Consider the following 21,487-nt stretch of genomic DNA (forward strand, 5'->3'; position numbering starts at 1 on the left):
CTAAAAATGGAAAATGTCTTATCGGAGGGTCAGCAAGGAGCAATTATGTAAATTTTCCGTTTTATATCATAAGACTTTGAAACCGCTGCCTCCGTAACTTGGGTAGTATTCCAATACTCTCATGTTTGATAATTTACAATAAGATATGCTATGATAAATCCGGTGACGCCTTGGACGGCGACAGTCCATAACGATCTAGAAAAAGGCAAGCTTCTGTTCGATGCTGCGCTGCAGCGCCATAAATTCCAGCTTTTCAACACTATCGATTCTATCTGGCTGACAGCCGCATGGCCCAACAGCGCTAGGATAGCGTTCAGGCTGGCCTTCGGAATGAACAGCAATTTTGAGAAAACGGCAGTAACTGAAATCACTGGAGGCTTGCTGATTACGGCTTCTACGCGCCTGGGAGACTACCGGATCCACCTATCATATCCCGAAGGCCCTTCTGCTGTCTTTCGCTATACTGTCTCATTCCGTGGCGCTTTCCAGATGCTTATTCCTTTCTGGCCGCGGGATATCGTCCCTCTTACAAAAGAAGGCAAGGTGGAGAATACATCTGGAATCGTCCATGCCCACCAGGTCGGAGCCAGATCCGGACAGCTGTTCGCAAGCATGACAAAACCCAAAAACGGCTCCCTTTTTTATTTCCAGAACCTTACTGCGATGTCCGACTACTGCGACGCGTCAGAAACATCGCTCGCTGAAACGGTGGGCGGCCAATGGCCGGAAATTGGGTTCCAGTTTCCCGTCAACCGCGAAAAGCCGCTGCCTGCTGGCAAAGAATATGTGATTTCAGACGCATTTGTCATTCTTGATGAGAAAATTCCCGAAAGAGACTGCCAGGTCGCAGAGCAGTTTCTCGACTGTCTTGCCGCAGTCTACCTCCTCATTCCAAAACCTGAGCCCGTTTTCCATGACTGGAATGCAATCGCTGGAAAGGTGCTGCATGACCTGGAGACCAACAAAGGCTGCTGGACCCAGGCTGAAGGGACTCCATATCTGAATGCCTATGTCGGGGATTACCGTACTCCTGCAGAAATCATGGTACAGCTTGCAGTGCTCATGCCGCTTCAGGAATATCTGGCCTGGTCAGGAAACAGGCATCCGATTAGCGACGATCTTGCCAGCGGCTTGAGAGCCTTTTATGACAAAAATATCGGAAGCATCGTACGGTGGCATCCGGCGCAAGAAGATGATCTGGACAAGTCAGAAGAGCAGAAGCGCGAAATGGTCATGGATTCTTGGTACCTCCATCATCCCCTGCTGAACCTGGCAAGGCTTGCGCTCGGGGGCAATAAAATTGCTGAAAAGCTTTTTCTGGACTCTATAGGCTACGCCATAAAGGTCGCCCGCCATTTCAACTATGAATGGCCGGTATTCTACAAGATGACTACGCTGGAAGTAATCAAGGCTGAAACCGCCCCCGGGAAGGGCGGCGAGAAGGATGTGCCGGGTTCCTACGCGCATATAATGCTGATGGCATGGAAGCTGACTGGCGAAAAGCGATTTATGAAAGAAGCAATGAATGCGATCAAGAGCCTGGACGGGCTGGGATTTGATATCTTCTACCAGGCAAACAACACTGCATTCGCGGCAGGAGCATTTCTCGAGCTGTTCAAGGAAACAGGCGAGTCAAGATACCTGGAACTGAGCTACTGCTGCCTTGCCGGAATATTCAAGAACTGCCAGATATGGGACTGCAATTACGGCCACGCCAAAAATTTCCCGAATTTCTTTGCCGTTTTTCCGCTCAAGGATGCGCCGTATACGGCAGCTTATGAAGAGCTGGAAGTCCATGCGGCTCTCCACCATTATCTGGAAGCGGCAAAAGGTATAGAAATACAGCCCTCACTAAGAATACTGGTGCCGGAATTTATCAAGTATGCTGCGAGCAGGCTGGCCTATTATTACCCGGCTCTGCTGCCAGAAGAAATGATTGCCGAAGAAATAAAGACCGGAGAGGTACAGAAGGATTTGTGGATTCCGCTGGAAGATATTCACGACGGCTGGGAAAAAAGCGGCGAGGTCGGCCAAGAAGTGTACGGAGCAGGACTGCCATTTGGGATACTGCCGCGACAGTACTTCAGGATAGAAAGGCTTGATGCGCTAGTTTTTGTAGATTATCCGGCCAGCTCTTTCCGCTTTGGCAAAACCTCTGTCACCTTCCACCTCGAAGGCAGTCCTCGGCTGAGGGCCAAGATGATTCTGCTGGGGCTGCCCAAGGCTGTACTGTCTAAAATCAAGGTCGAACAAAAAGACAGGTCGGTATACCGGCAGCTAAAAGGAGCATCGTCCAACATCTTTGAACTTTCCGGCAGGGCCCGCGTCAGGATAAAATGGGCCGCGTTTTAGGTTTTTCAAATCTTCAAGCCAAAGTGCCTGTCTGGCGCGCGCCATACGAGCATAGAGAAGGAAACTACTCCGATGATAAACGCTACTCGGCTGAGGCGCTGGCGCTGGCTGATACGTCTCCCTGCTCCGAAGCCTGGTTTTTTCAAGGTCGGCATGCGAGAGGCGCAACCATACGTGGAGCAGTATGCTATTTTCAAAAGCTTTTATTTAAAGTAATGTCAAAATATTACTTCCGAATTCAATAATAAGCTATCCGCTGCATGTACGCGGCTGTCCTCAGTTATAACAAAATTTAATAATGTTATAAAAACACCAGCGGGATGATTGCCTAACTTAGGCTTACCTAAACAATACAATCATGAAAGCGCTATCAATCACAAAAAGCTTATGCCTTGTCCTTGCCTATATGGTGCTGGCATCATGCAATAGCAATACGGGACGCCATATCGAGTCCGATATTGAAAATCCTAAAACTTCTGCAGATACGGTACAGGCCGAAACGTCAACTGAAAACGGAGCTGTACCAGATAATGACGCGTCTAAGCTTTCTGACGGAAAGGATTCTATAGACGGGGAAGTCACTCCTCCGAATGCGAAAGAGCAATAGTGCTCAAGCATAGCCGCATGCCCAAAAGCTTTGCCCGAAATCCGCAGTACGATAAAATCAGACAGCCCCCAGCGGAAACCCAAAAGATTGTCTAACTATTAATACGAAAGTTATGCCTTGGCCAAAAGGAGATTTTCCTCCATCATATAAGAACCAGCAAAAAAAAATCCGCGAGAAAGCCGTCGAGATCGCCAATGAAATGCTGAAGCAGGGCACTGAGGAAGGAATAGCGATTGCTACAGGACTCAAGCTTGCACGGGAATATTTTGACAGGCCGGATGACAAAAAAACTCCTAACATGCCGTATGGAAAAGATCGAAAGTATTCTTGATAGCGTCTCCCACCGCCAGTACCCATTGCCCGAACGGCCCTGGAAGCAGTATCAGGAATGGCACGGCAATATCTTTATGCATTGGAAAAGCGATGCGGCTTCTTTAGCGAGCTTATTGCCCGAGGGCATGGAACTGGACCTGATTCACGGCGAGGCGTGGATCTCGATAGTTGCCTTTAGCGTAAAAAAACTGCATCCGCGTTTCCTGCCTCCCTTCCTTTTCTTTCAGATTTTCATGAAGTCAACGTAAGGACGTATGTAAGAAGAAACGGCATCCCTGGCATTTATTTTTTATCGATCGAAGCGCAGAAACTGCTGCCTGTCCTGTTTGCCCGCCTGCTTATTGGACTTCCTTACTTGAAATCAGAAATCAGCCGAAAACAGCAGGCCTATCATTCGCATAATAAGGAAAAGATGCTGAAGCTTGATTTTGCCTACCTTCCGCAGGAAACGATTACCGAAAAGACGGAACTGGATATCTGGCTTACGGAAAGGCATGCGCTGTATCTGTCAAAAAGCGGCCGGCTGCACCGGATAGATGTGCATCATAAGGAATGGCCGCTGCAAGAGGTCGAATTGCGCCCCAAGGTAGTGCGCTATCCTTTGGTAGGCAACGGCTATTATGAAGACCTGCCCGACAAGATGCATTATGCCCAAGAAGTAACGGCACTGCTCTGGGGCAGCAGGGAATGTTGATCTAACTAGAGTAGAGACTTTAGTCATACAAGGATCTGGCAAAGGGAATGCGGGAACCAGCAAATAACGACCAACAAACTCCATCCTCGGAATGTTCCCGACATTCTGCATTTACTAGATAAGCTGTTTTAGCGGGCGGACCTGCATGCTGACCACATCGCATCCTTTTGACCTTGTCAGGCAGAAGAGAATCGATTCGGCAATGTCTGCCGCATCCAGCATCTCCATTGCATCAACCTTTTCCTGCCGTTCTATGCTGGTGCCGGGCTGCATATCCGTATTTACGGCTCCGGGTTCTATAAGCGTGACCTTGATCTCGTCAGGGTTGAGTTCTTTTCGCAGTGCGGCCGTAAAACCCTGTATTCCCGATTTGGTCGCTACGTAGACGCTGCTGCCCGGCTCCCGGATTTCTGCGCTCATCGAGCCGACATTGACTATATGCCCATTTTTTTTCGCTTTCATCCTTTTTATGGCCGCATTGGCACAGGCAATATAGGCCAAGAGGTTGGTGTCTAATATATAGCCCCATTTTCCATAGTCCCCTTCTGCGGCGCTTTCTGCTGCCAGGCCGGCATTATTTATCAATACGTCGATATCTCCGAATTCGGACTCAAGTGCCGTGAAGACTTCTTCTATGCCATGCCCCGAAGAAAGGTCGGAAGTGATGCCCGAAAGCATTGCATCGGGATGCTGGGCCTTGGCATCGCGTATCGTCTCATCTAGCTGTTCTTGGTGTCGGCCCGTGATAAACACTTTTGCGCCTAATCCCGCAAGCAGGTGGGCGGTAGCCCTGCCTATTCCTGTAGTGCCTCCGGTTATCAATATTGTCTTGTCCGCAATTGTTGCTTGAAATTTGCTTTTCTCTTCCATAAAAAATCTATTTATTATAAATCGCAAGCTTTGGGTGTCAAGCGGGACATCCTCACTCTAAAGAATCGGAGTCCGCCTGTTTTAGAGTATTTGTCTGCTGGTTCATGGTGTCACGCGTACCGCTGCTGACGGTTCCCTCGCTGGTGGCAGTTCGCTCGGTATCAGAGGCATTCACTGCGTCGCGGCTGGTATTATTGTCCCTGCACGAGAATATCATAGCCATGCAGGCCGCAAAAATCACTATGAAGATGTAGGTATCGATCTTTTTCATGGCAGCTTATTTTTTGTCTTTTATTTTTTCTTTCAGGCTTTTTGCATGTTCGAGATGTGCTGCCAGCGTCGGTATCTTGCTGGATGCCCATGCACTGATTTCTTCGTCGGATGCTTCTTCTGCCGCTTTGGTCATCTTGTCAATGGCCTTCTGGTGTCCGTCGACCATCATGTCGGCAAATTTCTTGTCAAAATCCAAGCCCGTCTTTTCATCCAGTTCCTTATACATTTTCTGTCCGTCTTCTGTCAGGGCAGCTGGCAGGGAGATGTCTTTCAGCTGCGCCAGCTTTTTTACCTCCGCAGAAGATTTCATATGGTCTTCTTCCAGCATCTTGCCAAAGGCCTTGATATCTGGGTCGCTGCTTTTTTGCTGCGCAAGCTTCCCGATCTCAATTTCTTTCAGGTCCGTCGCTGCCGCTTCAACCAGGTACTGCGCATCGTCTTCCTTTTTTTTGGTATCATCAAATTTTCTTTCATTTTCTTCTTCAGCCACTTCTTTCGCATCTGCCGGCTTGCTTTCATTTTTGCAAGACAGGGTTGCAATAGCCAGCACCAGGATTGCGCTTCCGAAGAGCTTTTTGATAAAGAGGTTGCTTTTCATATCGTATTCTTTTTTAGTTAGTAATTCTCCATAGTTTAAAATTACAGATTAATACAATGCGTGTTTTTATAAGATACCATACTAATATTACATTATTGTTCAGTATGGAATACAGCCAAAAAAAGAGGACCGCTACAAGCGGCCCTCCTGATAAACAAACTGCGATCTAAAACACTTACAAACTATTTCTCTTTGTAAATTCTATATTGATGGCTCCTGCCTCCCATGAAGCGTTTCCTGAACTCATCGTCGGATACTGTGAATCTGAAAGGCTAAGGTTCAGCTTTTTTCCTGTAGCTGCCTCCGTGACTGAATACGCTCGTTCGACTCTTGTTCCATTTACCATTGCAGCTGTAGTAACCGTGTCTCCAGACCGCTTCCAGATGCCCGTCATATTCTGGCTGTCGGCACAAGAAATTGCTCCATCCCTGATGTGAATAGAATTATGGGTCTGGGTAAATGTGCCATTTTGCAGCAATACTATAATCGAATTGTCATAGCAGGGACTTTCCGCCATCATATTCGCAGAACTGTCGCCATCGTTATCTAGGTCTGCCGCCGAAGGACTGTTCCATGAACTCATTTCGTATAGGCCGACAAGATCTGCACTGATGCCAGCAGTATTGCTGTCGTCATCACAATGTTCGCATGAAAAAAACACAAGGCAGCCGAGAGCGGCAGCACGCACGGTAATTTTATTTTTTATAAATTGAAGTCTTTTAGGTTCCATGAAAGCAAATTTAAAACCGCGCGGGATAACCTTTTTATAAAATTTTAAGAATTATTTATAAAATTAGCATAATAGGGACATATTCAAACTGCCGACGCTAGTTCTTCTGCCATTCCTTCCAGATACTGCAGTGCATCTTTTTTCTGCGCATCCGAAAAACGGTGTTCGTTAAAATAGCCGGCTGCAAAAGATCGGGTTTTCTCCTCAAACTCCTGCAGAAAATTCTGTACGTATAAAAAGTGTTCTATCTTATCGCTGCTGCTAATCTTTTCTGCCGAATATTTAGATTTGTACTCCGCAAGCAGGATCAGCACTGCATTTTTGAATTCTTCCATTTTCCAATCAAACTTCTAGGTTGTCTTTTTAAATCGTCTTGGGACTTATTAGCAGATTTCTCATTTCTTTATTTCATCATTTTTTATATAGCAGCACCTTAAATCGAGCCGTTAAAATTCTGAATAAATTGCAATCCGGATATTATACAATTCTATAATAAACTTATATCGAATAATACTGACGGATACTGCAACTGATAATACATATCTTAAATTGTAAAAATTCCATAAAATGCTATAAGAAGCGTGCCTAAATAAAAAGCTAGCTTTGGTTATTAACCAAAAAATAAATGCTTATGTCTACACCTGAAAAAAAAGAGGCGCACCGCGGCAACAAGACCGTAGATGCAAAATCTTCTGCAGCAGCAGGCCTTCGCGAGCTTTTCATAGATGAGCTAAAAGATATCATATATGCAGAGCGCGCTCTCGTTAAAGCGCTGCCAAAGATGGCCAATAACGCAACCGATCCCAACCTAAAGTCAGCTATAGGCGAGCACGTAGCCGTTACAGAAGGACAGGTCGACCGCCTAGTACAGGTCTTCCAGCTTTTGGGTGAATCGGATCGCGGCAAAAAATGCGATGCGATGGAAGGGCTCATCAGGGAAGGAGAAAATATTCTGGAAGAGACAAAACCAGGCCCTGTCCGAGATGCCGCAATTATTTCTGCTTCCCAAAAAATCGAGCACTATGAGATTGCCTCCTACGGCACGCTTGTAGCGTTTGCTTCACTGCTGGGCGAAGATGAAGTGTCGGAACTGCTAAAAATAACTCTTGATGAGGAAAAGGATGCCGATTTCAAGCTGACCGAAGCAGCATATGGTTCTATAAATCTAGAGGCCTTGGAAGAAGGAGAATGATAAGTGGATTGCCGAATTTAGATTTGTTTAAAAAGCATGATCAAAAGATCATGCTTTTTTTATGTCCTCGTAAATGCATCAGGCAGGAGTCCTGCTTTTCAGATTTATATCCCATCCGCTCTTAGATCTTGATCTTGTCGATGTATATTTTACGGCCTGAGCACTACCTTTACGCAATTGTCTTCGCGCTTGCTAAAGATGTCATACATCTTGGCGGCCTCGGAAAGTGGTACCTTATGGGTTATTATATCTTCAAGAACTACTTTGCCTCCCGCTACAAGGTCGATCAGATGATCAATGTAGTTATGGACGGGCGCTTGGCCTCCCCTGAGCTTGATTCCCTTGTCGAACCATTGGTGAAGAGGGAAATTATCATATGGCGAACCATAAACCCCTACGACAGTAACGGTACCGCCCCGCCTTACCGCATCAAGGCAGTAGCCAAGCACTTTCATTGTTCCTACCTCGCCCTGGATCAAATTTTTGGCCTTGCTCAAAAATCCGTGGTCGGCTTCCATTCCTACTGCGTCGACGCATACGTCTGCCCCATATCCGCCGGTCATGTCGCGGATCATCTCGACGGCATCGGTTTCTTTTGCATTGATGGTTTCGGCACCTGCTGTCACGCCTGCCATGTCCAGGCGGTACTGCCTTGTATCTATTCCGATCACTCTTCCTGCTCCCCGAAGCCAAGCGGACTTCATTGCCATGATTCCCACCGGCCCGCATCCAAAGACAGCAACGGTCTCGCCACCTTTGAGTCCCGCCCAGTCGATGGCAGACCATCCCGTCGGAAAGATATCAGTAAGAAAAAGAACCTGCTCGTCGGTCAGGCTATCGGGCACCGCACGAGGGCCATAATCCGCATAAGGTACCCGGACATATTCCGCCTGTCCGCCGCTGTATCCGCCATACAGGTCGGTATATCCGAACAGGGCGCCCCCCTTTCCTTTCAGGAGCCCTCCCTCAGGCCCGTAGTGTTCGGGGTTCGAATTCTCGCAATGGGTCGGCAGATTGCTGCTGCAGAAGTGGCAGGTCCCGCAAGAAATAGGAAAAGGCACTACTACCCGATCACCTTTTTTCAGGTTCCTTACGCCGGCTCCGGCTTCCTCGACTATGCCCATAAATTCATGCCCTAGGACCATGTTCCTTGGCTGGGGAAACACCCCATTGTAAATATGCAGGTCTGATCCGCAGATGGCAGTAGAAGTAACTTTCAGTATGACATCTCTGCTATCTTCGATAGCGGGATCTTGGACCGTATCGACGCGTACGTCTTTGGGCTTGTGGAATACTAATGCTTTCATATATATTCTTTTTAAAATTTTTATTTAGCTGCATGTCATTGTAAAATAAAATTACATATTGCCCGAAGGTCATGTATTACAGAATTTTACGCATTATTTGCATGCCGGTCTTCATTTGCAATCAATTGGAATCATGTAAAGGCATCTATAATCAGGGGGCGGTAATTTTATAAGTCAGATATTTCGCATTCCGTTAAAACAATCAGAATACGTTTTCCTTGCGCCATGGCAGGCCTTTGGCTTACGCGCCTAAATTCGTTATTTTTCTTGCCGTAGTGTCGGTAAAGCCTTATCCGAAGATCTTCGTGGGATGAAATTCCTCCAGAAGGAATCCTGCAGCAGCATTGCACTGGGTAAGATGCTGGCTTTTTGATGCCCTACTCTAGCTTTTGGGCAAATCTGTCCTTAATAGCTTGTGAGATATATGTCGAAAGATGCCTTCCTGAGACGGCCAGTTTCTTCATTCTTTCAATAGCCCTTCTTCCAGCGCTTTGATAGGTATAGAGATAGGTATCTCCATTTACAAACCTGACCTTGATGCTATCAGCCATTATTTCATATGCCATCACTCCTGACTTTTTGCTAAGATTTTTATACGGAACCATATGGATGCGATTATCAAAGGGTTTATCCCAAGCGGATCTTTTTCAGATTGGTTTTTGCAGGGCCATTGACAACGATCCCATCATGCGTAAATCGGGAGCCATGGCAAGGACAGTCGAATGTCTTTTCATCGTTATTCCACTGCACGATACAGCCCAGATGGGGACAGACTGCGCTGAAGGCGCTCAACCTATTATCATAGTCTCGATATACGGCTATTTTCCGTAATCCGTACGAAAGGATGCCTCCCCGGCCCGGTTCTAAATCGGCCGTATTCTGCAAATCTGGCGAGGCCAGCCAATCCATATATTGCGCTGCCATATTGCCCGCTTCTTTCAAGAAATCTCTAGCAGTCGTTAAGGTGATTCTGGAGGGATTATATAGATGTTCCCATTTGTTCTCTGCGCCCGTTATCAGGTCACGGATAACGATTGCCCCCAATGTCGCGTGCGTCATGCCGTTTCCTGAATCTCCGGTGATGATATAAATGTTGTCGTCGCCTGGATTTTTCCCCATAAAGCCTAACGAGTCGACAGGTTCCATGACTTGTCCGGACCAATGATAAGACAAATCTTCGAGCATCGGAAAGAATTCTCGTGCCCAAGCTTCGAGTCTTGCATAACGTACCGGTTCAGGACTATTTTCGTCGTCGCCCTGTCCTGTCTTATGGTCTTCACCGCCAACGATAAGCAGGTCATGATCGGAATCATACGCTTCGATCCTTGCATAGTGATAGGGCTGAGAGGCCCATTTGGAATCTACATCCCCTGTGTCCCACCATAAGGCATGCGGCAGCGTGCCCTTCTTGATCTTTCCCCCAATAACGTAGGTCCTATACGCATGCTGTTTGGTGTGCATCGTTACGATATCGTTTATGGGCGTATTGGTTGCCACGACGATGTGCCTTGCTGAAAATTCCACTCCGTTAACTGTAGCGCCTTCTTTAGTGATCTTCTCTGCCCGCGCTTCGGTAAATATGGACCCCCCCTGCATTACTATCGCATGTGCAAGCCCGCTGAGATATTGCATTACATGAAACTGAGCCTGCTTGTGAAAAGCAATGCACCTTTTGCCAGCGCCGCCAGCAACAGACGGTATCTCCTCCAGCAGCGATGTGGCAAGTCCCGCCCTTTGCGTCGCAGCAAATTCCCTGTCTAGCGTTTCATCCTTGTCTGACGGATGCAAGAACAGATAGCCTTCCACCCTTTTGAATGAGCATTCTATATGCTCAGCCGTAATGATTCTTTCAATCTCGTCAATAGCCGAAGCATGGCTCTCTGCAGCGAGGGCCGCTACTTCTTTGCCAAAGACATTTTCCAGATAATAATAGCGGTCATCTAAAGCGCAGGTTAGGTGAGCCGTAGTCCTGCCTGATTCTCCGCTTCCTATAAACCCGTCTTCTACTACAGTAACTTTCCTGCCGGCTTTCAACAGCAGATAGGCCGTAGTGAGTCCTGCGATGCCGCCGCCAATGATAAGCACATCGGTCGTAAGCGGTTCGCTGGGTTTTTGAAAAGAAAGGATGGGCATGCTGTCCAGCCAGAAAGGGACGTTTGCTCCAGAAGAGATGGATGCGCTTGTGAAATTATCCATGACAAAGTTTTTACAATAACTTGCTATCAAAGAGCCGTTATTAAGTTAGTACGATATTAAAATTCCAAATAAAAAACCATGCGAGCATTATACAATTTTGCGATAAACTTATAAGACCCCTAGCCGTTTTCAAGAAGCTATACAATGAAGTAAAACACTGTTTCACAAACCATTATATTTACTTCGTATGCTCTGACATTTTGCAATAATCTATGAAAATCATATAAGGCCTTTTTCATAAGAGCATAGTAATTTTGAGTACGTTCAAAAAAAGCAGGCAGAAATCTGCCGCTAGTAACCTCTCCAATAAGTAAGGAACTTTTAAATTAAAATAGTATGAAAAGAGCAATCTTAACCATGATGGCGGTACTTGCATTTGGTATCTCGTCAGCACAGACAGACACGACGACAACAGATCGTACGCATGCGCAGAAAGACAAAGACCAGTCTACTGTTAACAAAAAGCATCGCCAAGCAAAGAAAAAAAGCGACAGAAAAGACATGCAGCAGGATACGATAAGAGACAAGGACAGGAAAAATCACAAGACTACTACCACTACTCCGACTCCGACTGGAAAGCAATAAGACAAGCCCGGCCTAGGCCGGGTTTCTTATCCAAGCGGACTACATTTCTAATCAATAAAAAATTTACAGATGAGCGAACATAATACAATGAACCGCCGCCAAGCTATAAGCGGCATCGGAGCAGCACTTGCTGTTGCAGCATTGCAGCCCGTAATGGCAGAGGGGCTAACGACACCGGATGCCCTGACATTTGAGGGGCCGGAAGATCCCACAACAAAATATCCTCGCCCGCCATTTAAAGGACAATTGCAGCCGTGGCCCGGCCTGGCAGGCAAGATGGATCCTCGTCCCGATCATGGCGAAAAAAGCTATAAGGGCTCCGGGCGCCTTAAAGGACGAAAAGCCCTGATTACGGGAGGTGATTCGGGTATGGGCAGGGCCGCTGCTATAGCCTATGCCAGAGAAGGAGCGGATGTCGCGATAAATTATCTCCCTGCAGAAGAAGAAGATGCCCGCGAAGTGATCCAGCTTATCAAGGCAGCCGGACGCAGGGCAATTGCTATTCCCGGCGATCTGCGCGATGAGGCATTCTGCAGCAGGCTGGTCTCAGAAGCCGTAAAATCACTCGGAGGCCTTGATATTGTCGTCAATAATGCCGCAAGGCAGCAGGCTCACGACTCTATTCTTGATATTTCGTCAGAAGAATTTGACTGGACAATGAAAACTAATATTTATGCTCCTTTCTGGATTATAAAGGCCGCATTGCCGCATTTAAAGCCAGGAGCTTCGATTATAGGCACAAGCTCGCAACAGGCATATGATCCTACAGAAGACCTTTATGATTATGCCCAGACCAAGGCGGCTACGACAAGTTATATAAAATCTTTGGCCAAGCAGCTGGGTCCAAAAGGCATACGCGTGAACGGAGTCGCGCCAGGTCCGATCTGGACACCCCTGCAAGTCAGCGGCGGTGCCAGCCAAGAAAAACTGAAACAGTTTGGCGGCCAGACTCCTCTAGGACGGCCAGGCCAGCCTTCAGAACTGGCTTCTATCTATGTTCAGCTTGCCGCAAATGATGCTAGCTTTTCGACAGGCCAGGTCTATGGAGCCAGTGGCGGTTCGGGACAGCCATAGTTTTTTACAGAACCTCACTGAAATTAAATCTTTGATTATGAAAAAAGTATATCGTTAATCACCTACCCTATTCTTTGTGATGGCAGCAAGCTGCCTGCTATCGTGCAAGGAAAATCCGTCCCAAAATCGTGATGGGGAAATGTATCCTGAAACGGAAGCCGATACTAATAACGAAACAGCGCCCGAAGACACCGAAGTATCAGATTCTGTCGAAAATACGCAATCTGACTCTGTTACTGTCGGGGCGGCTTGGCCAAAAAAGCTAGTAGAATATTAAATATCAATGAAGACACAGTAAAAAATAAAATATGAAAGACAAAAACCAGACTCCGGTTCCAAAAGCTTCGAGCGGCGAAGCACCGGACAAGAAAAGCCAGGCAGAGCCGGCAATCGAGCATCTGGAATCAGGGATTTCGGAGGGTATAAGTCCTGACAATCAAAAGATATCCGATCGGGCAAAGACTACTACACAGGCTCAAGAAGAGCGGGAACGAAATTTAGAAGAAGGAAGCGACAGCTTAAAAATCAATTCCGGAAAAGAAGGACAGCCAGCCAAAAAAAAGAAATAGGGCTATCTTCTCATTGCAAGAAGAAGATAATAATAAGTCCAATAGTGAACAAGAAGCACAGTCATATTTTTTTTCTATGCCTCGTAAACGCCATGGACGAACGGCAGCTTTTAGGCAAGGATAAGCTTGAAATAGCCTATATTGATTTTTGAATCCACCTGATAGATGCTTGCCTCATGGACTTCTGCCAGAACATCATTATCGCCGACTTTTGGTATATTTATATTAGATGATTTCATCTTAATGCCTTAAAAGTTTAATGGCTCTTTATTGGATTTACTAGTTTAAACCCAATTTCGGAAAAAGCCAGTTTCTTTGGGGGTTTTACAAACTTAACATCGCCATAAGAGACGAGATAAAAGGGCCTAACAATCTCCAGACTTTGCATTTGCCGCAAGCAATTAAAAAATACCATCCCGTAAAAAGGGTATTGTTGCCTTAAAAAAGCATTGATTATATCCTCCTACACTTCGGCAATGGTCAACTTTATTAGATTTTCTCTATAACTGTTGAAATTTTGTACTATCTTTATTAGGGGTGTCAGACGGTCATCACGTAAATGCAAAAACTCTCCATCTTTGCATCGTAGGATAATCAAGGCCGTCCTTCATTACCCTAATGTTTTCCCAACAATAGGCATATTGCCCAAATATTATAAAATTTAAGACTATGAATGTTAAACGTGTTTTTGGTGCTGCACTCACCATTTTAGGGGTCTTTGGTCTTATCTATACCGGGTACCAGCTAATAAATAAAAGTACTGCATATACGACCTTAATTGTTGTAGGCATTATAGGATTGATTTTCTTTTTTTCTGGCATAAACTTAGTAAAAAATACAAAAGACGAGTCCTAGCGAAAAAATAACTTCTAGTTGGTCCATTTATGACATGGTCATTCCAAATCAATTTATACACAAGATTAATAATCTGTATCAACTTAAAATACAGGATTTAAAAGTATGGTAAACTTGGTTTCATTCATCCCTGCTTCGAGAGATGGTAAGGTCACAGATATTCTCATCGGATCCGATATTAGCGTAAAATAAAAGTACTGATTCCCACATAAGTTTCTTCATTACAAATTTATATATTGTTTGCATGCTGGCTCACATATTCCGCTGACACTCTTTTACCTGCAAAAATTTCAGCCGCTGACATTTTTTCTCTTAAAGAATGTTAAAGACTGCGCGGCTGATGTGAAAAAATGTCATTTTCCACTTCTGGCATCTATCTTGCAATAAGCCTGTTAAATGCCGGCCGGCATACCAACAAGCAATTTATTGTATAACTATTAAAAAGTAAGAATCATGACTAGTTCAAAAAGAAACGGGTTACCGTACCCGTCATTTCCAGCACTATTTGACGACGCTTTCAGCCGCGAGCTTTTTAACTGGGGAAACAATAACTATTCCTCAACCCGCACGACAGTGCCATCTGTAAACATCAGGGAAACTGCGGAAAACTTCGAAGTCGAGGTCGCTGCACCCGGAATGGAGAAGACAGATTTCAATATCAGGCTGGACAACAACATCCTTACGATATCCTCGGCCAAAGAGCGCCAGGAGGAAACAAAGGAGGATAATTATACCCGCAGGGAATTCAGCTACCAGTCATTCCAGCGAAGCTTCGAGCTTCCAAAAAACGTGGTAGACGACGAAGGAATCAATGCGCGTTATGAAAACGGGCTGCTTCGCCTGACCATTCCGAAGAAGGAAGAGGCCAAGCAGAAAGCACCCCGCATTATCGAGATTTCCTGATAGATCTTATGCTAATTTAAGAGCTGCCCTTAATGGCAGCTCTTTTTTATCTTCATTCCGACTTAATTATTGGGTTTTTTCGAAAAAATATAAATCTTAGCCAAAATTTTATAATCCATAAAACACCAGACGGCATTAACTTTAAATAAAAAAGTGCCACTAGAAAACAATTTTAACAGTCTTATAGAGTTCTTTCTATCTGTAGAATCTGCTGCCCAGCGGCAGGCCATGGCAGAACAGATAATCGTATCGCTTCATGAGATAAGACAGGAAATAGAAGATACCCGACTGCATGGCATTGCGATAGAGATTCTTGCCAATGACATACGGCAGTATAGCGGAGAGCTGTCAGACATGGAGAGAGAAATATTAAAATTTGAGATTTCTCTTGTAGCTGATATGATAGCGTGATATGCGCACAATCATAGGGCAAACATAAAATTTTCCCTGTCCAGCTCTGAAGTACGGAACTGCCAGTCGATCTTCATGACTTTCATGATAGTTTCCTTCAGCGCGCGGTAATTGTTCGGCTTATTTATATAGATATTAGCGCCTGCGGAAAGCGTGTCTTCGATATCCCTCTCGGATGACGAGGTAGAATATATTACGACAGACAGCGAACCGTATCTTTCATTTCCGCGAATTATCCTTAGCGTTTCGATGCCGGACATCAGGGGCATGTTAAGGTCTAGGAAGATGATATCCGGAATTTCGTCATTTGCATTAAGGAAGTCGATGACCTCCAGCCCATTATTGAATATCCTCAGATCGTTTCCCGAATTTATCTCGTTGAACGCTTCCTGAAATATCTCCCTGTCATCCTTATCGTCATCGGCAAGATAAATCTTTAGTTTTTCCATAAGTTTTAATTTTAGCTGCCTTATATATTGAGGGACGCTGTGATGGGCCAGCTATTGCAAGACGTTTATGCTAATTTAAACTTTTTAGCTGGAATCCGCAATAATTATCCTAATAATATTAGCTGATTCAGCTCACCGAATGGCTCCCGATACGAAATGCTTCAACAAGACTAATCGAAGATATTGGGAAGTATCTGGAGTATGTACTTTAATTTGATAAATGACATTCTGTTCTGCATCGCAGCAACTCAACTCAACATATCTGAATAATAAGATAGACATCTTTTAATTATCGCTAACTTTGCAACAAATCCCTGCTCATGAAAAAAATAATAATATCTGCAATCTTTCTTCTGATTGCTCTCAGGAGTTTTTCTTGGGGAAATAAGGGCCACGCTATGGTTGCACAGGTTGCATTCAGCTATCTTGACGAAAATACAAAAAAGAATGTCCTAGCCTATCTAGATGGGATGAGTATCGAGGAAGCTGCCAACTGGATGGATGAGATAAAGGGTGACAAAACTCTCGATCATATGAGGGCCTACCATTACGCAAATTTTCCTAAGGGAACCAAAGCTGCTGACAGGGAAGGCAGCAATATTGTGCATGTATTGAATAACACAATTATAGAACTGGGAGCCAAGGACAAGCTGACCAGAGAAGAAATCAAGACCAGGATACTCTTCCTGTTCCATCTTATCGGCGACCTGCACCAGCCGTTGCATGTGGGCTATAGCATCGACAAGGGAGGAAATACTGTACAGCTGAACTATAGGAGCCAAGGAACAAATTTGCATTCCTTTTGGGACAGCGGTATTATCTCAAGCCAGAATATTACTCTTGCAGATTGCCTCAATTCCAAGATTTATACTCCTCAAGAACTAAAGGAAATTCGGATTGTGAATATTGTCAGCTGGAGCGAAGAATCTAGAGCGCTTCTAGGGCAGGTTTATGATTATGGACATCCTAAGGTAAAGGATAAGTATGTTGAAGAAAGCGCAAAAACGATCAAGCTGCAAATCCAGAAAGCAGGCATTCGGCTTGCCGCTATATTACAGCTGTTTTTTAAGGAATAAAAAATCACCAGCAGGCCCTCCAATTCTTCCATAACTCATGAAGGCTGGCGGAAAATCAAAAAAGCCTCAAAATCTTATGATTTGAGGCTTAATTTTGCTGATTCACAAGCAACTTGCAGAGCGCTTTATGCTCTGCCATTAGTATCTGTTCTTGGCGATGTATTGCTACGCGCGCCATGAGTTCTGTTGGCCTTTTGGTTGTTATATTGGTTATTTCCATTTTCAAACGTCTGCTTGCCGGCAACAGTTTTTCCTTTGCCCCCCTGCCCTTCATTAGCATTGTTTTGGAATGCTTCTGATTCGCCAGCACCAAAATCCCCTGAACCGCTATATTGGTTACGGGTACTGCTTTCATTAGTCGCAGAAGCTTTTTTTGTAGCTTCGGTATCCACAGGCTTTTCCCTTGCCTGTGGATCGTTGTTATCTTTTTTCATGATTTCAATTTTTAAAATATTCGTCCAGTAATCTTCTTATCAAAATTCTGAATTTAAAATGCATTTTGCATTATATAATTTTATAGTAAACTTATATCAGGGCCAACGTTGAAATTATATATCGGAAGTAGACTAACAACATATAAAGCTTTGTGAAAACTATATAACATCCTTACGCCCGCATTTCTGAACTTTATATATAATAGAATCTTAATCTAAAACATATGAAGACAGAAAGTTCAAAGAAGAAAAGCTTTTTCGAAATCTTTGCTTCAAGAGTCACTCAGATTACGGGCTCCACAGCTGCTTTTCTCATCGCTTTTGGCATAGTAGGGGCATGGGCGGTATGCGGTCCGATCTTTGGTTATTCCGAAACCTGGCAGCTTGTAATCAATACCGGCACGACAATCATTACTTTCCTCATGGTCTTTCTGATACAAAAATCCCAAAACAAGGATTCGCTTGCCCTGCAGCTAAAGCTTAACGAATTATTGGCTTCCAGCAAGCTGGCCAGCAACAGGCTCGTGGATATTGAGGACCTGACCGAAGAGGAGATGCTGGTCATCAGCAGGTATTATAGCAAGCTTAATGAGCTGGCAAAGAAAGAAAAGGCACTTCATGAGTCGCATTCGCTTGATGAGGCAAAAGAAGGCCATGAATACAAGATACGCCTGAAGGGCAAGGCTAAAAAGGGTAAGCCTAGTACGAAGAAAAGGACACGAAATCCAAAAAATATATAATCTCGAACATCATGGCAATAAACAGTATTCTTGAAAGCAGCAAGCTTATTGCGGAGAAAAGACTAAAGATAGCTTTTGCCGAAAGCGCAACAGCCGGATGGCTTGCTTCGGAATTTTCTTTTGTTCCCGAATCGGGGGAAATTTTTTTAGGAGGCATCGTTTGTTACGACGTCTGCGTAAAAGAAGAGCTTTTTGACATTCCTAAAGAAACTATCGATAGGTATACAGCCGAATCGGCAGAAGTAACGCAGCTGCTTGCCGAAAGGCTGCCGAAATTCTTCAAAAGCGATATCTCAGTAGCCGTTACCGGATTGACATCGCCAGGCGGCAGCGAAACACCAGAAAAGCCTGTAGGCACCATGTTTATCCATATCAAGATGCAGGACAAGAACTATGTTTCACACAGAGAGGTTTTTACAGGCAGCCCAAAAGAAATTATCAATCAGGCGGTCGCCAAAGTCGGCGTCTTGCTTTTGGAACTGCTAAAGACGTATCATTTATAGAAACGAGCATTAATGATTAAAATTTAGCAAATGTTAGAATGGCACGAAATAGTACTACGGCTGGTTTCAGCAGCGATATTAGGCGGCGTGATCGGATTCGAACGCGAACGCAAAGATTGGGCCGCCGGAACGCGCACGCACATGATGGCCTGCATGGGCTCTTCACTGGTCATGATCGTTTCCTGCTTTGGCTTTTCGGATATCCTTGGGTATCCGAATGTCAATCTGGACCCGTCGCGTGTGGCATCGTCTGTCATCATAGGTATCGGCTATCTCGGGGCAGGAATAATCTTGGTGCTAAAACGAGGCAACATTCGGGGCCTGACAACCGCCTCAGCGCTATGGGCTGCGGCTGCTGTCGGGCTTTCTGTAGGCGGCGGCTTGTACTTTACTGCAGCTTGCGCGACAGTCATAGCTGTCACCATATTGTATGTGGTTCAGGTAATACAAAGGAAGGCGTCAGCAAGCCCGCAGCATCATGAACTGATTGCGGTACTTCAAAAAAAGGAAAATGGCGCTGAGATAATCAAGAAGCTAATTTCTTATGGGTCCAGATTTTCGTCTGCAACATTAGAATACAAAAAAAAGAAATATAGGATCAGGGCGATTCTGCTAGTATCTCAAGCGGAATTGCTCGAATTGCTAGGCGAGCTTAAATCATTAGCCGTTGTACAGAAAATCAAATTGAAAAAAAACTAGGATTTATTGCGCATCGTCATGAAGAAACGTATCTATAACCAGACCTCCTTATTTGGCCCTGCATATGCCTATCTCATCGTGCTTTCTCCTCCGTCGGAAATAAGGAATAGTATCGTTTGCATGAAACAGGATCTTGACGCTCTTGGAGATATCGGCGGCAAAAACCGTCATTCTATACCGCATATCACCCTTCGAGATAAACTTACAGATGATGAGTTCCTTCCTGATACTATAAAGGAATTACTAAAAAGAAACGGAAACAAGCCATTTCTAATTAAAGTCAACGGCTGGAGCTATTTTGACCATCAGCACAGCGTAACGATTTATCTCAAGATCGAAAACCCTGAACCTATAGTCAACCTTATGGTCGCATTAAAATCTCCATCACGAACGCCGCATATCAGTCTGGCCAAAAGAATTTCCTATACGACATTTGATACGATACGGCCCTATCTGGACAAGCTTGAGTATTCTGCCGGATGGCTATGCTCAGAAGTTGTAGTCCTTAGAAAGCTCATGTCAAAAAAGGAACTTGGGTACAAAGATAAATATCCTATACCCTTGCAGGACAATAATGAAGATACCCCATGAAATCGAGATCAGCCACCAAATCGAAACATTACAAGGATAGCATATCAAAAGCAGAAAGATATGCCTTAGGGGAATCGATACGCAAGGAATGCCCGATCGAATCTCATTCAGGATTTAACTTGCGTGAAGAAACCGACGTTGCCGAACTGCATGTCCAGAATACCCAAGATAGGATCCGAAAGCTGCTGCCCATCCGATATGAACGCTTGATGGAATCTCCTTTTGCTTTTTACAGAGGAAATGCCGCTCTCATGGCCTCTCATCTGGTGCAGATGCCTTCTTCCAAACTGCATCTTCAGGCCTGCGGAGACTGCCACCTTCTCAATTTTGGCGGGTTTGCTACGCCTGAGCGCAAGATAGTCTTTGACATTAATGATTTTGACGAAACAGCTGTCGCGCCATGGGAATGGGACCTGAAGCGGCTTGCGGCAAGTTTTGCAATAGCCGGAGACTGCAAGGGGTTTTCCACGCGGGAAGGCCATGACGCAGCATGGACGGTTGCCAACAGCTACAGGAAACATATGGAAGAATTTGCAGATATGTCGGCGCTTCAGATTTGGTACGCGCAGATTAATATTATTGATATTATAAAATCTGGAAAAATAAAAAATGCAAGGCAGTTCGATCCGAAAGCAATAAAAAGGGCGGTCAAGGCAGAGCCTCATGAAAGGGAACTGGCAAAATTCACTTTTGAAAAAAATGGAAATCCTAGGATAAAGGATGCCCCACCTCTGGTTTTTCATGTAGCTCCTGAAAAAGAGCATGCATTCTTTTCTCAAGCCGAAAAGGCGTATGACCGATATGTAAAAACGCTGTCTCTCGATCGCAGGACATTACTGCAGCGCTATAATATTAGAGATGTTGCCATGAAAGTTGTGGGTGTGGGCAGCGTGGGAACCCGTTGCGGAATTATGCTGCTCATGTCCGCGACTGGAGATCCGCTTTTTCTTCAATTTAAGGAGGCAAGGCAAAGCGTGTTAGAACGGTATCTCGGAAAGGGAAAATTTGCGCATAACGGCCAGAGAGTCGTTGAAGGGCAAAAATTAATACAATCCGCTTCAGATATTTTTTTGGGATGGACAGCTGATGATGCTGGAAACCAATTTTATATCCGGCAGCTTCGTGATGCCAAGATAAAGCCAGCGTTGGAGAATATGGATTACCAAACGTTTCTTTCCTATGCTCGATCTTGTGGCTGGGCGCTAGCCAGGGCGCACGCACGAACCGGAGATCCTGCAATACTATCTGGCTATATGGGCGGAACTGAGGAAATTGAAGAAGCCATGGCTTCATTTGCCATCGCTTATGCAAAACAGAATGAAGAGGACTACCAGAAGCTGCAATCTGTCTTGCAGGAAAAGAAACTGGCCATCTAGAAATCGGAATAGCTAACTATTAGCAGTTTCTGATAGTCATTCTTCTCAAGAATAGTTAACTAAAAAATAT

The 21,487-nt window shown here is 45.0% G+C and carries 27 protein-coding genes and 1 pseudogene; 17 read left to right on the top strand and 11 right to left on the bottom strand.

What is annotated here, in order from left to right; all coding sequences use genetic code 11:
- The first annotated feature begins 150 nt into the window (after positions 1-150).
- The 4 genes and pseudogenes from GGR22_RS11650 (at position 151) to GGR22_RS11670 (ending at position 3,986) form a co-directional block, all read left to right on the top strand.
- Positions 151-2,352 (top strand): hypothetical protein, encoded by a 2,202-nt coding sequence (locus GGR22_RS11650; protein WP_182493797.1) that lies wholly within the window; start codon positions 151-153, stop codon positions 2,350-2,352.
- Positions 2,353-2,710: 358 nt separating this feature from the next.
- Positions 2,711-2,959, top strand: coding sequence for a hypothetical protein (locus GGR22_RS11655; protein ID WP_182493798.1), 249 nt, complete (start codon positions 2,711-2,713; stop codon positions 2,957-2,959).
- 112 nt (positions 2,960-3,071) lie between these two features.
- On the top strand, positions 3,072-3,290 hold the full coding sequence (locus GGR22_RS11660) for a DUF2188 domain-containing protein (protein ID WP_182493799.1): 219 nt from the start codon (positions 3,072-3,074) through the stop codon (positions 3,288-3,290).
- A gap of 76 nt (positions 3,291-3,366) precedes the next feature.
- Positions 3,367-3,986 (top strand): annotated as a pseudogene (locus GGR22_RS11670) (YqjF family protein).
- A 114-nt stretch (positions 3,987-4,100) separates the two neighbouring features.
- Here the strand turns inward: GGR22_RS11670 and GGR22_RS11675 are convergent.
- From GGR22_RS11675 to GGR22_RS11695, 5 genes are all read right to left on the bottom strand, one after another.
- A complete protein-coding gene (locus tag GGR22_RS11675; protein WP_182493801.1) occupies positions 4,101-4,856 on the bottom strand; it encodes an SDR family oxidoreductase in 756 nt (251 codons plus the stop codon).
- A 52-nt stretch (positions 4,857-4,908) separates the two neighbouring features.
- Positions 4,909-5,127 (bottom strand): hypothetical protein, encoded by a 219-nt coding sequence (locus GGR22_RS11680; protein ID WP_182493802.1) that lies wholly within the window; start codon positions 5,125-5,127, stop codon positions 4,909-4,911.
- 6 nt (positions 5,128-5,133) lie between these two features.
- Positions 5,134-5,727: a DUF4142 domain-containing protein gene (locus GGR22_RS11685; protein WP_182493803.1), complete on the bottom strand. Its 594-nt coding sequence runs from the start codon at positions 5,725-5,727 to the stop codon at positions 5,134-5,136.
- Positions 5,728-5,902: 175 nt separating this feature from the next.
- Positions 5,903-6,457 (bottom strand): lipocalin family protein, encoded by a 555-nt coding sequence (locus tag GGR22_RS11690; protein ID WP_182493804.1) that lies wholly within the window; start codon positions 6,455-6,457, stop codon positions 5,903-5,905.
- An 83-nt stretch (positions 6,458-6,540) separates the two neighbouring features.
- A complete protein-coding gene (locus GGR22_RS11695; RefSeq protein ID WP_182493805.1) occupies positions 6,541-6,792 on the bottom strand; it encodes a hypothetical protein in 252 nt (83 codons plus the stop codon).
- Positions 6,793-7,088: 296 nt separating this feature from the next.
- Between GGR22_RS11695 and GGR22_RS11700 the strand changes: the two genes are divergently transcribed.
- A complete protein-coding gene (locus GGR22_RS11700) occupies positions 7,089-7,649 on the top strand; it encodes a YciE/YciF ferroxidase family protein (RefSeq protein ID WP_182493806.1) in 561 nt (186 codons plus the stop codon).
- 149 nt (positions 7,650-7,798) lie between these two features.
- Here GGR22_RS11700 and GGR22_RS11705 read toward each other — a convergent pair whose 3' ends face one another.
- From GGR22_RS11705 to GGR22_RS11715, 3 genes are all read right to left on the bottom strand, one after another.
- Positions 7,799-8,956, bottom strand: a complete 1,158-nt coding sequence (locus GGR22_RS11705) for a zinc-dependent alcohol dehydrogenase (protein ID WP_182493807.1) — start codon at positions 8,954-8,956, stop codon at positions 7,799-7,801.
- Between the two features lie 377 nt (positions 8,957-9,333).
- Entirely contained in the window at positions 9,334-9,522 is a 189-nt protein-coding gene (locus GGR22_RS11710; protein WP_220477654.1) for a hypothetical protein, read from the bottom strand.
- A gap of 61 nt (positions 9,523-9,583) precedes the next feature.
- A complete protein-coding gene (locus GGR22_RS11715; protein ID WP_182493809.1) occupies positions 9,584-11,152 on the bottom strand; it encodes an FAD-dependent oxidoreductase in 1,569 nt (522 codons plus the stop codon).
- A gap of 336 nt (positions 11,153-11,488) precedes the next feature.
- Here GGR22_RS11715 and GGR22_RS11720 point away from each other — a divergent pair, with 336 nt between their 5' ends.
- From GGR22_RS11720 to GGR22_RS11735, 4 genes are all read left to right on the top strand, one after another.
- Complete coding sequence (locus GGR22_RS11720; protein WP_182493810.1) at positions 11,489-11,737, top strand: hypothetical protein; 249 nt, start codon at positions 11,489-11,491, stop codon at positions 11,735-11,737.
- 153 nt (positions 11,738-11,890) lie between these two features.
- Positions 11,891-12,811, top strand: a complete 921-nt coding sequence (locus GGR22_RS11725) for an SDR family oxidoreductase (RefSeq protein WP_246336962.1) — start codon at positions 11,891-11,893, stop codon at positions 12,809-12,811.
- Between the two features lie 79 nt (positions 12,812-12,890).
- A complete protein-coding gene (locus GGR22_RS11730) occupies positions 12,891-13,088 on the top strand; it encodes a hypothetical protein (protein WP_182493812.1) in 198 nt (65 codons plus the stop codon).
- A gap of 31 nt (positions 13,089-13,119) precedes the next feature.
- On the top strand, positions 13,120-13,380 hold the full coding sequence (locus tag GGR22_RS11735) for a hypothetical protein (RefSeq protein WP_182493813.1): 261 nt from the start codon (positions 13,120-13,122) through the stop codon (positions 13,378-13,380).
- A gap of 110 nt (positions 13,381-13,490) precedes the next feature.
- On the opposite strand, the gene GGR22_RS17190 is transcribed toward GGR22_RS11735, so the two are convergent.
- The gene (locus tag GGR22_RS17190) at positions 13,491-13,619 is read right to left on the bottom strand and encodes a hypothetical protein (RefSeq protein ID WP_262888879.1); all 129 of its coding nucleotides are present in this window, start codon (positions 13,617-13,619) and stop codon (positions 13,491-13,493) included.
- Positions 13,620-14,808: 1,189 nt separating this feature from the next.
- Between GGR22_RS17190 and GGR22_RS11740 the strand changes: the two genes are divergently transcribed.
- Entirely contained in the window at positions 14,809-15,138 is a 330-nt protein-coding gene (locus GGR22_RS11740; protein ID WP_379730257.1) for an Hsp20/alpha crystallin family protein, read from the top strand.
- A 153-nt stretch (positions 15,139-15,291) separates the two neighbouring features.
- A complete protein-coding gene (locus GGR22_RS11745) occupies positions 15,292-15,549 on the top strand; it encodes a hypothetical protein (protein WP_182493815.1) in 258 nt (85 codons plus the stop codon).
- Between the two features lie 11 nt (positions 15,550-15,560).
- On the opposite strand, the gene GGR22_RS11750 is transcribed toward GGR22_RS11745, so the two are convergent.
- Positions 15,561-15,998 carry a response regulator gene (locus GGR22_RS11750; RefSeq protein ID WP_182493816.1) on the bottom strand — a complete coding sequence of 146 codons (438 nt, stop codon included), beginning with the start codon at positions 15,996-15,998 and terminating at the stop codon, positions 15,561-15,563.
- Positions 15,999-16,318: 320 nt separating this feature from the next.
- Here GGR22_RS11750 and GGR22_RS11755 point away from each other — a divergent pair, with 320 nt between their 5' ends.
- Positions 16,319-17,074 carry a S1/P1 nuclease gene (locus GGR22_RS11755; protein WP_182493817.1) on the top strand — a complete coding sequence of 252 codons (756 nt, stop codon included), beginning with the start codon at positions 16,319-16,321 and terminating at the stop codon, positions 17,072-17,074.
- A 125-nt stretch (positions 17,075-17,199) separates the two neighbouring features.
- Here the strand turns inward: GGR22_RS11755 and GGR22_RS11760 are convergent, their stop codons facing one another.
- A complete protein-coding gene (locus GGR22_RS11760) occupies positions 17,200-17,508 on the bottom strand; it encodes a hypothetical protein (RefSeq protein WP_182493818.1) in 309 nt (102 codons plus the stop codon).
- A gap of 224 nt (positions 17,509-17,732) precedes the next feature.
- Here GGR22_RS11760 and GGR22_RS11765 point away from each other — a divergent pair, with 224 nt between their 5' ends.
- From GGR22_RS11765 to GGR22_RS11785, 5 genes are read left to right on the top strand one after another with little or no spacing between them, the layout of a single operon-like run.
- Positions 17,733-18,248 (top strand): low affinity iron permease family protein, encoded by a 516-nt coding sequence (locus GGR22_RS11765; protein ID WP_182493819.1) that lies wholly within the window; start codon positions 17,733-17,735, stop codon positions 18,246-18,248.
- A gap of 11 nt (positions 18,249-18,259) precedes the next feature.
- Positions 18,260-18,751: a CinA family protein gene (locus tag GGR22_RS11770; protein ID WP_182493820.1), complete on the top strand. Its 492-nt coding sequence runs from the start codon at positions 18,260-18,262 to the stop codon at positions 18,749-18,751.
- A gap of 30 nt (positions 18,752-18,781) precedes the next feature.
- Entirely contained in the window at positions 18,782-19,450 is a 669-nt protein-coding gene (locus GGR22_RS11775; RefSeq protein WP_182493821.1) for an MgtC/SapB family protein, read from the top strand.
- Positions 19,451-19,468: 18 nt separating this feature from the next.
- Entirely contained in the window at positions 19,469-20,041 is a 573-nt protein-coding gene (locus GGR22_RS11780; protein WP_182493822.1) for a 2'-5' RNA ligase family protein, read from the top strand.
- Entirely contained in the window at positions 20,038-21,417 is a 1,380-nt protein-coding gene (locus GGR22_RS11785) for a DUF2252 domain-containing protein (RefSeq protein WP_182493823.1), read from the top strand. Before GGR22_RS11780 ends, GGR22_RS11785 begins: the two co-directional genes overlap by 4 nt.
- Positions 21,418-21,487: the final 70 nt, after the last annotated feature.

Source organism: Flavobacterium gossypii, from assembly GCF_014138495.1.
GTDB lineage: Bacteria > Bacteroidota > Bacteroidia > Flavobacteriales > Flavobacteriaceae > Flavobacterium > Flavobacterium endophyticum.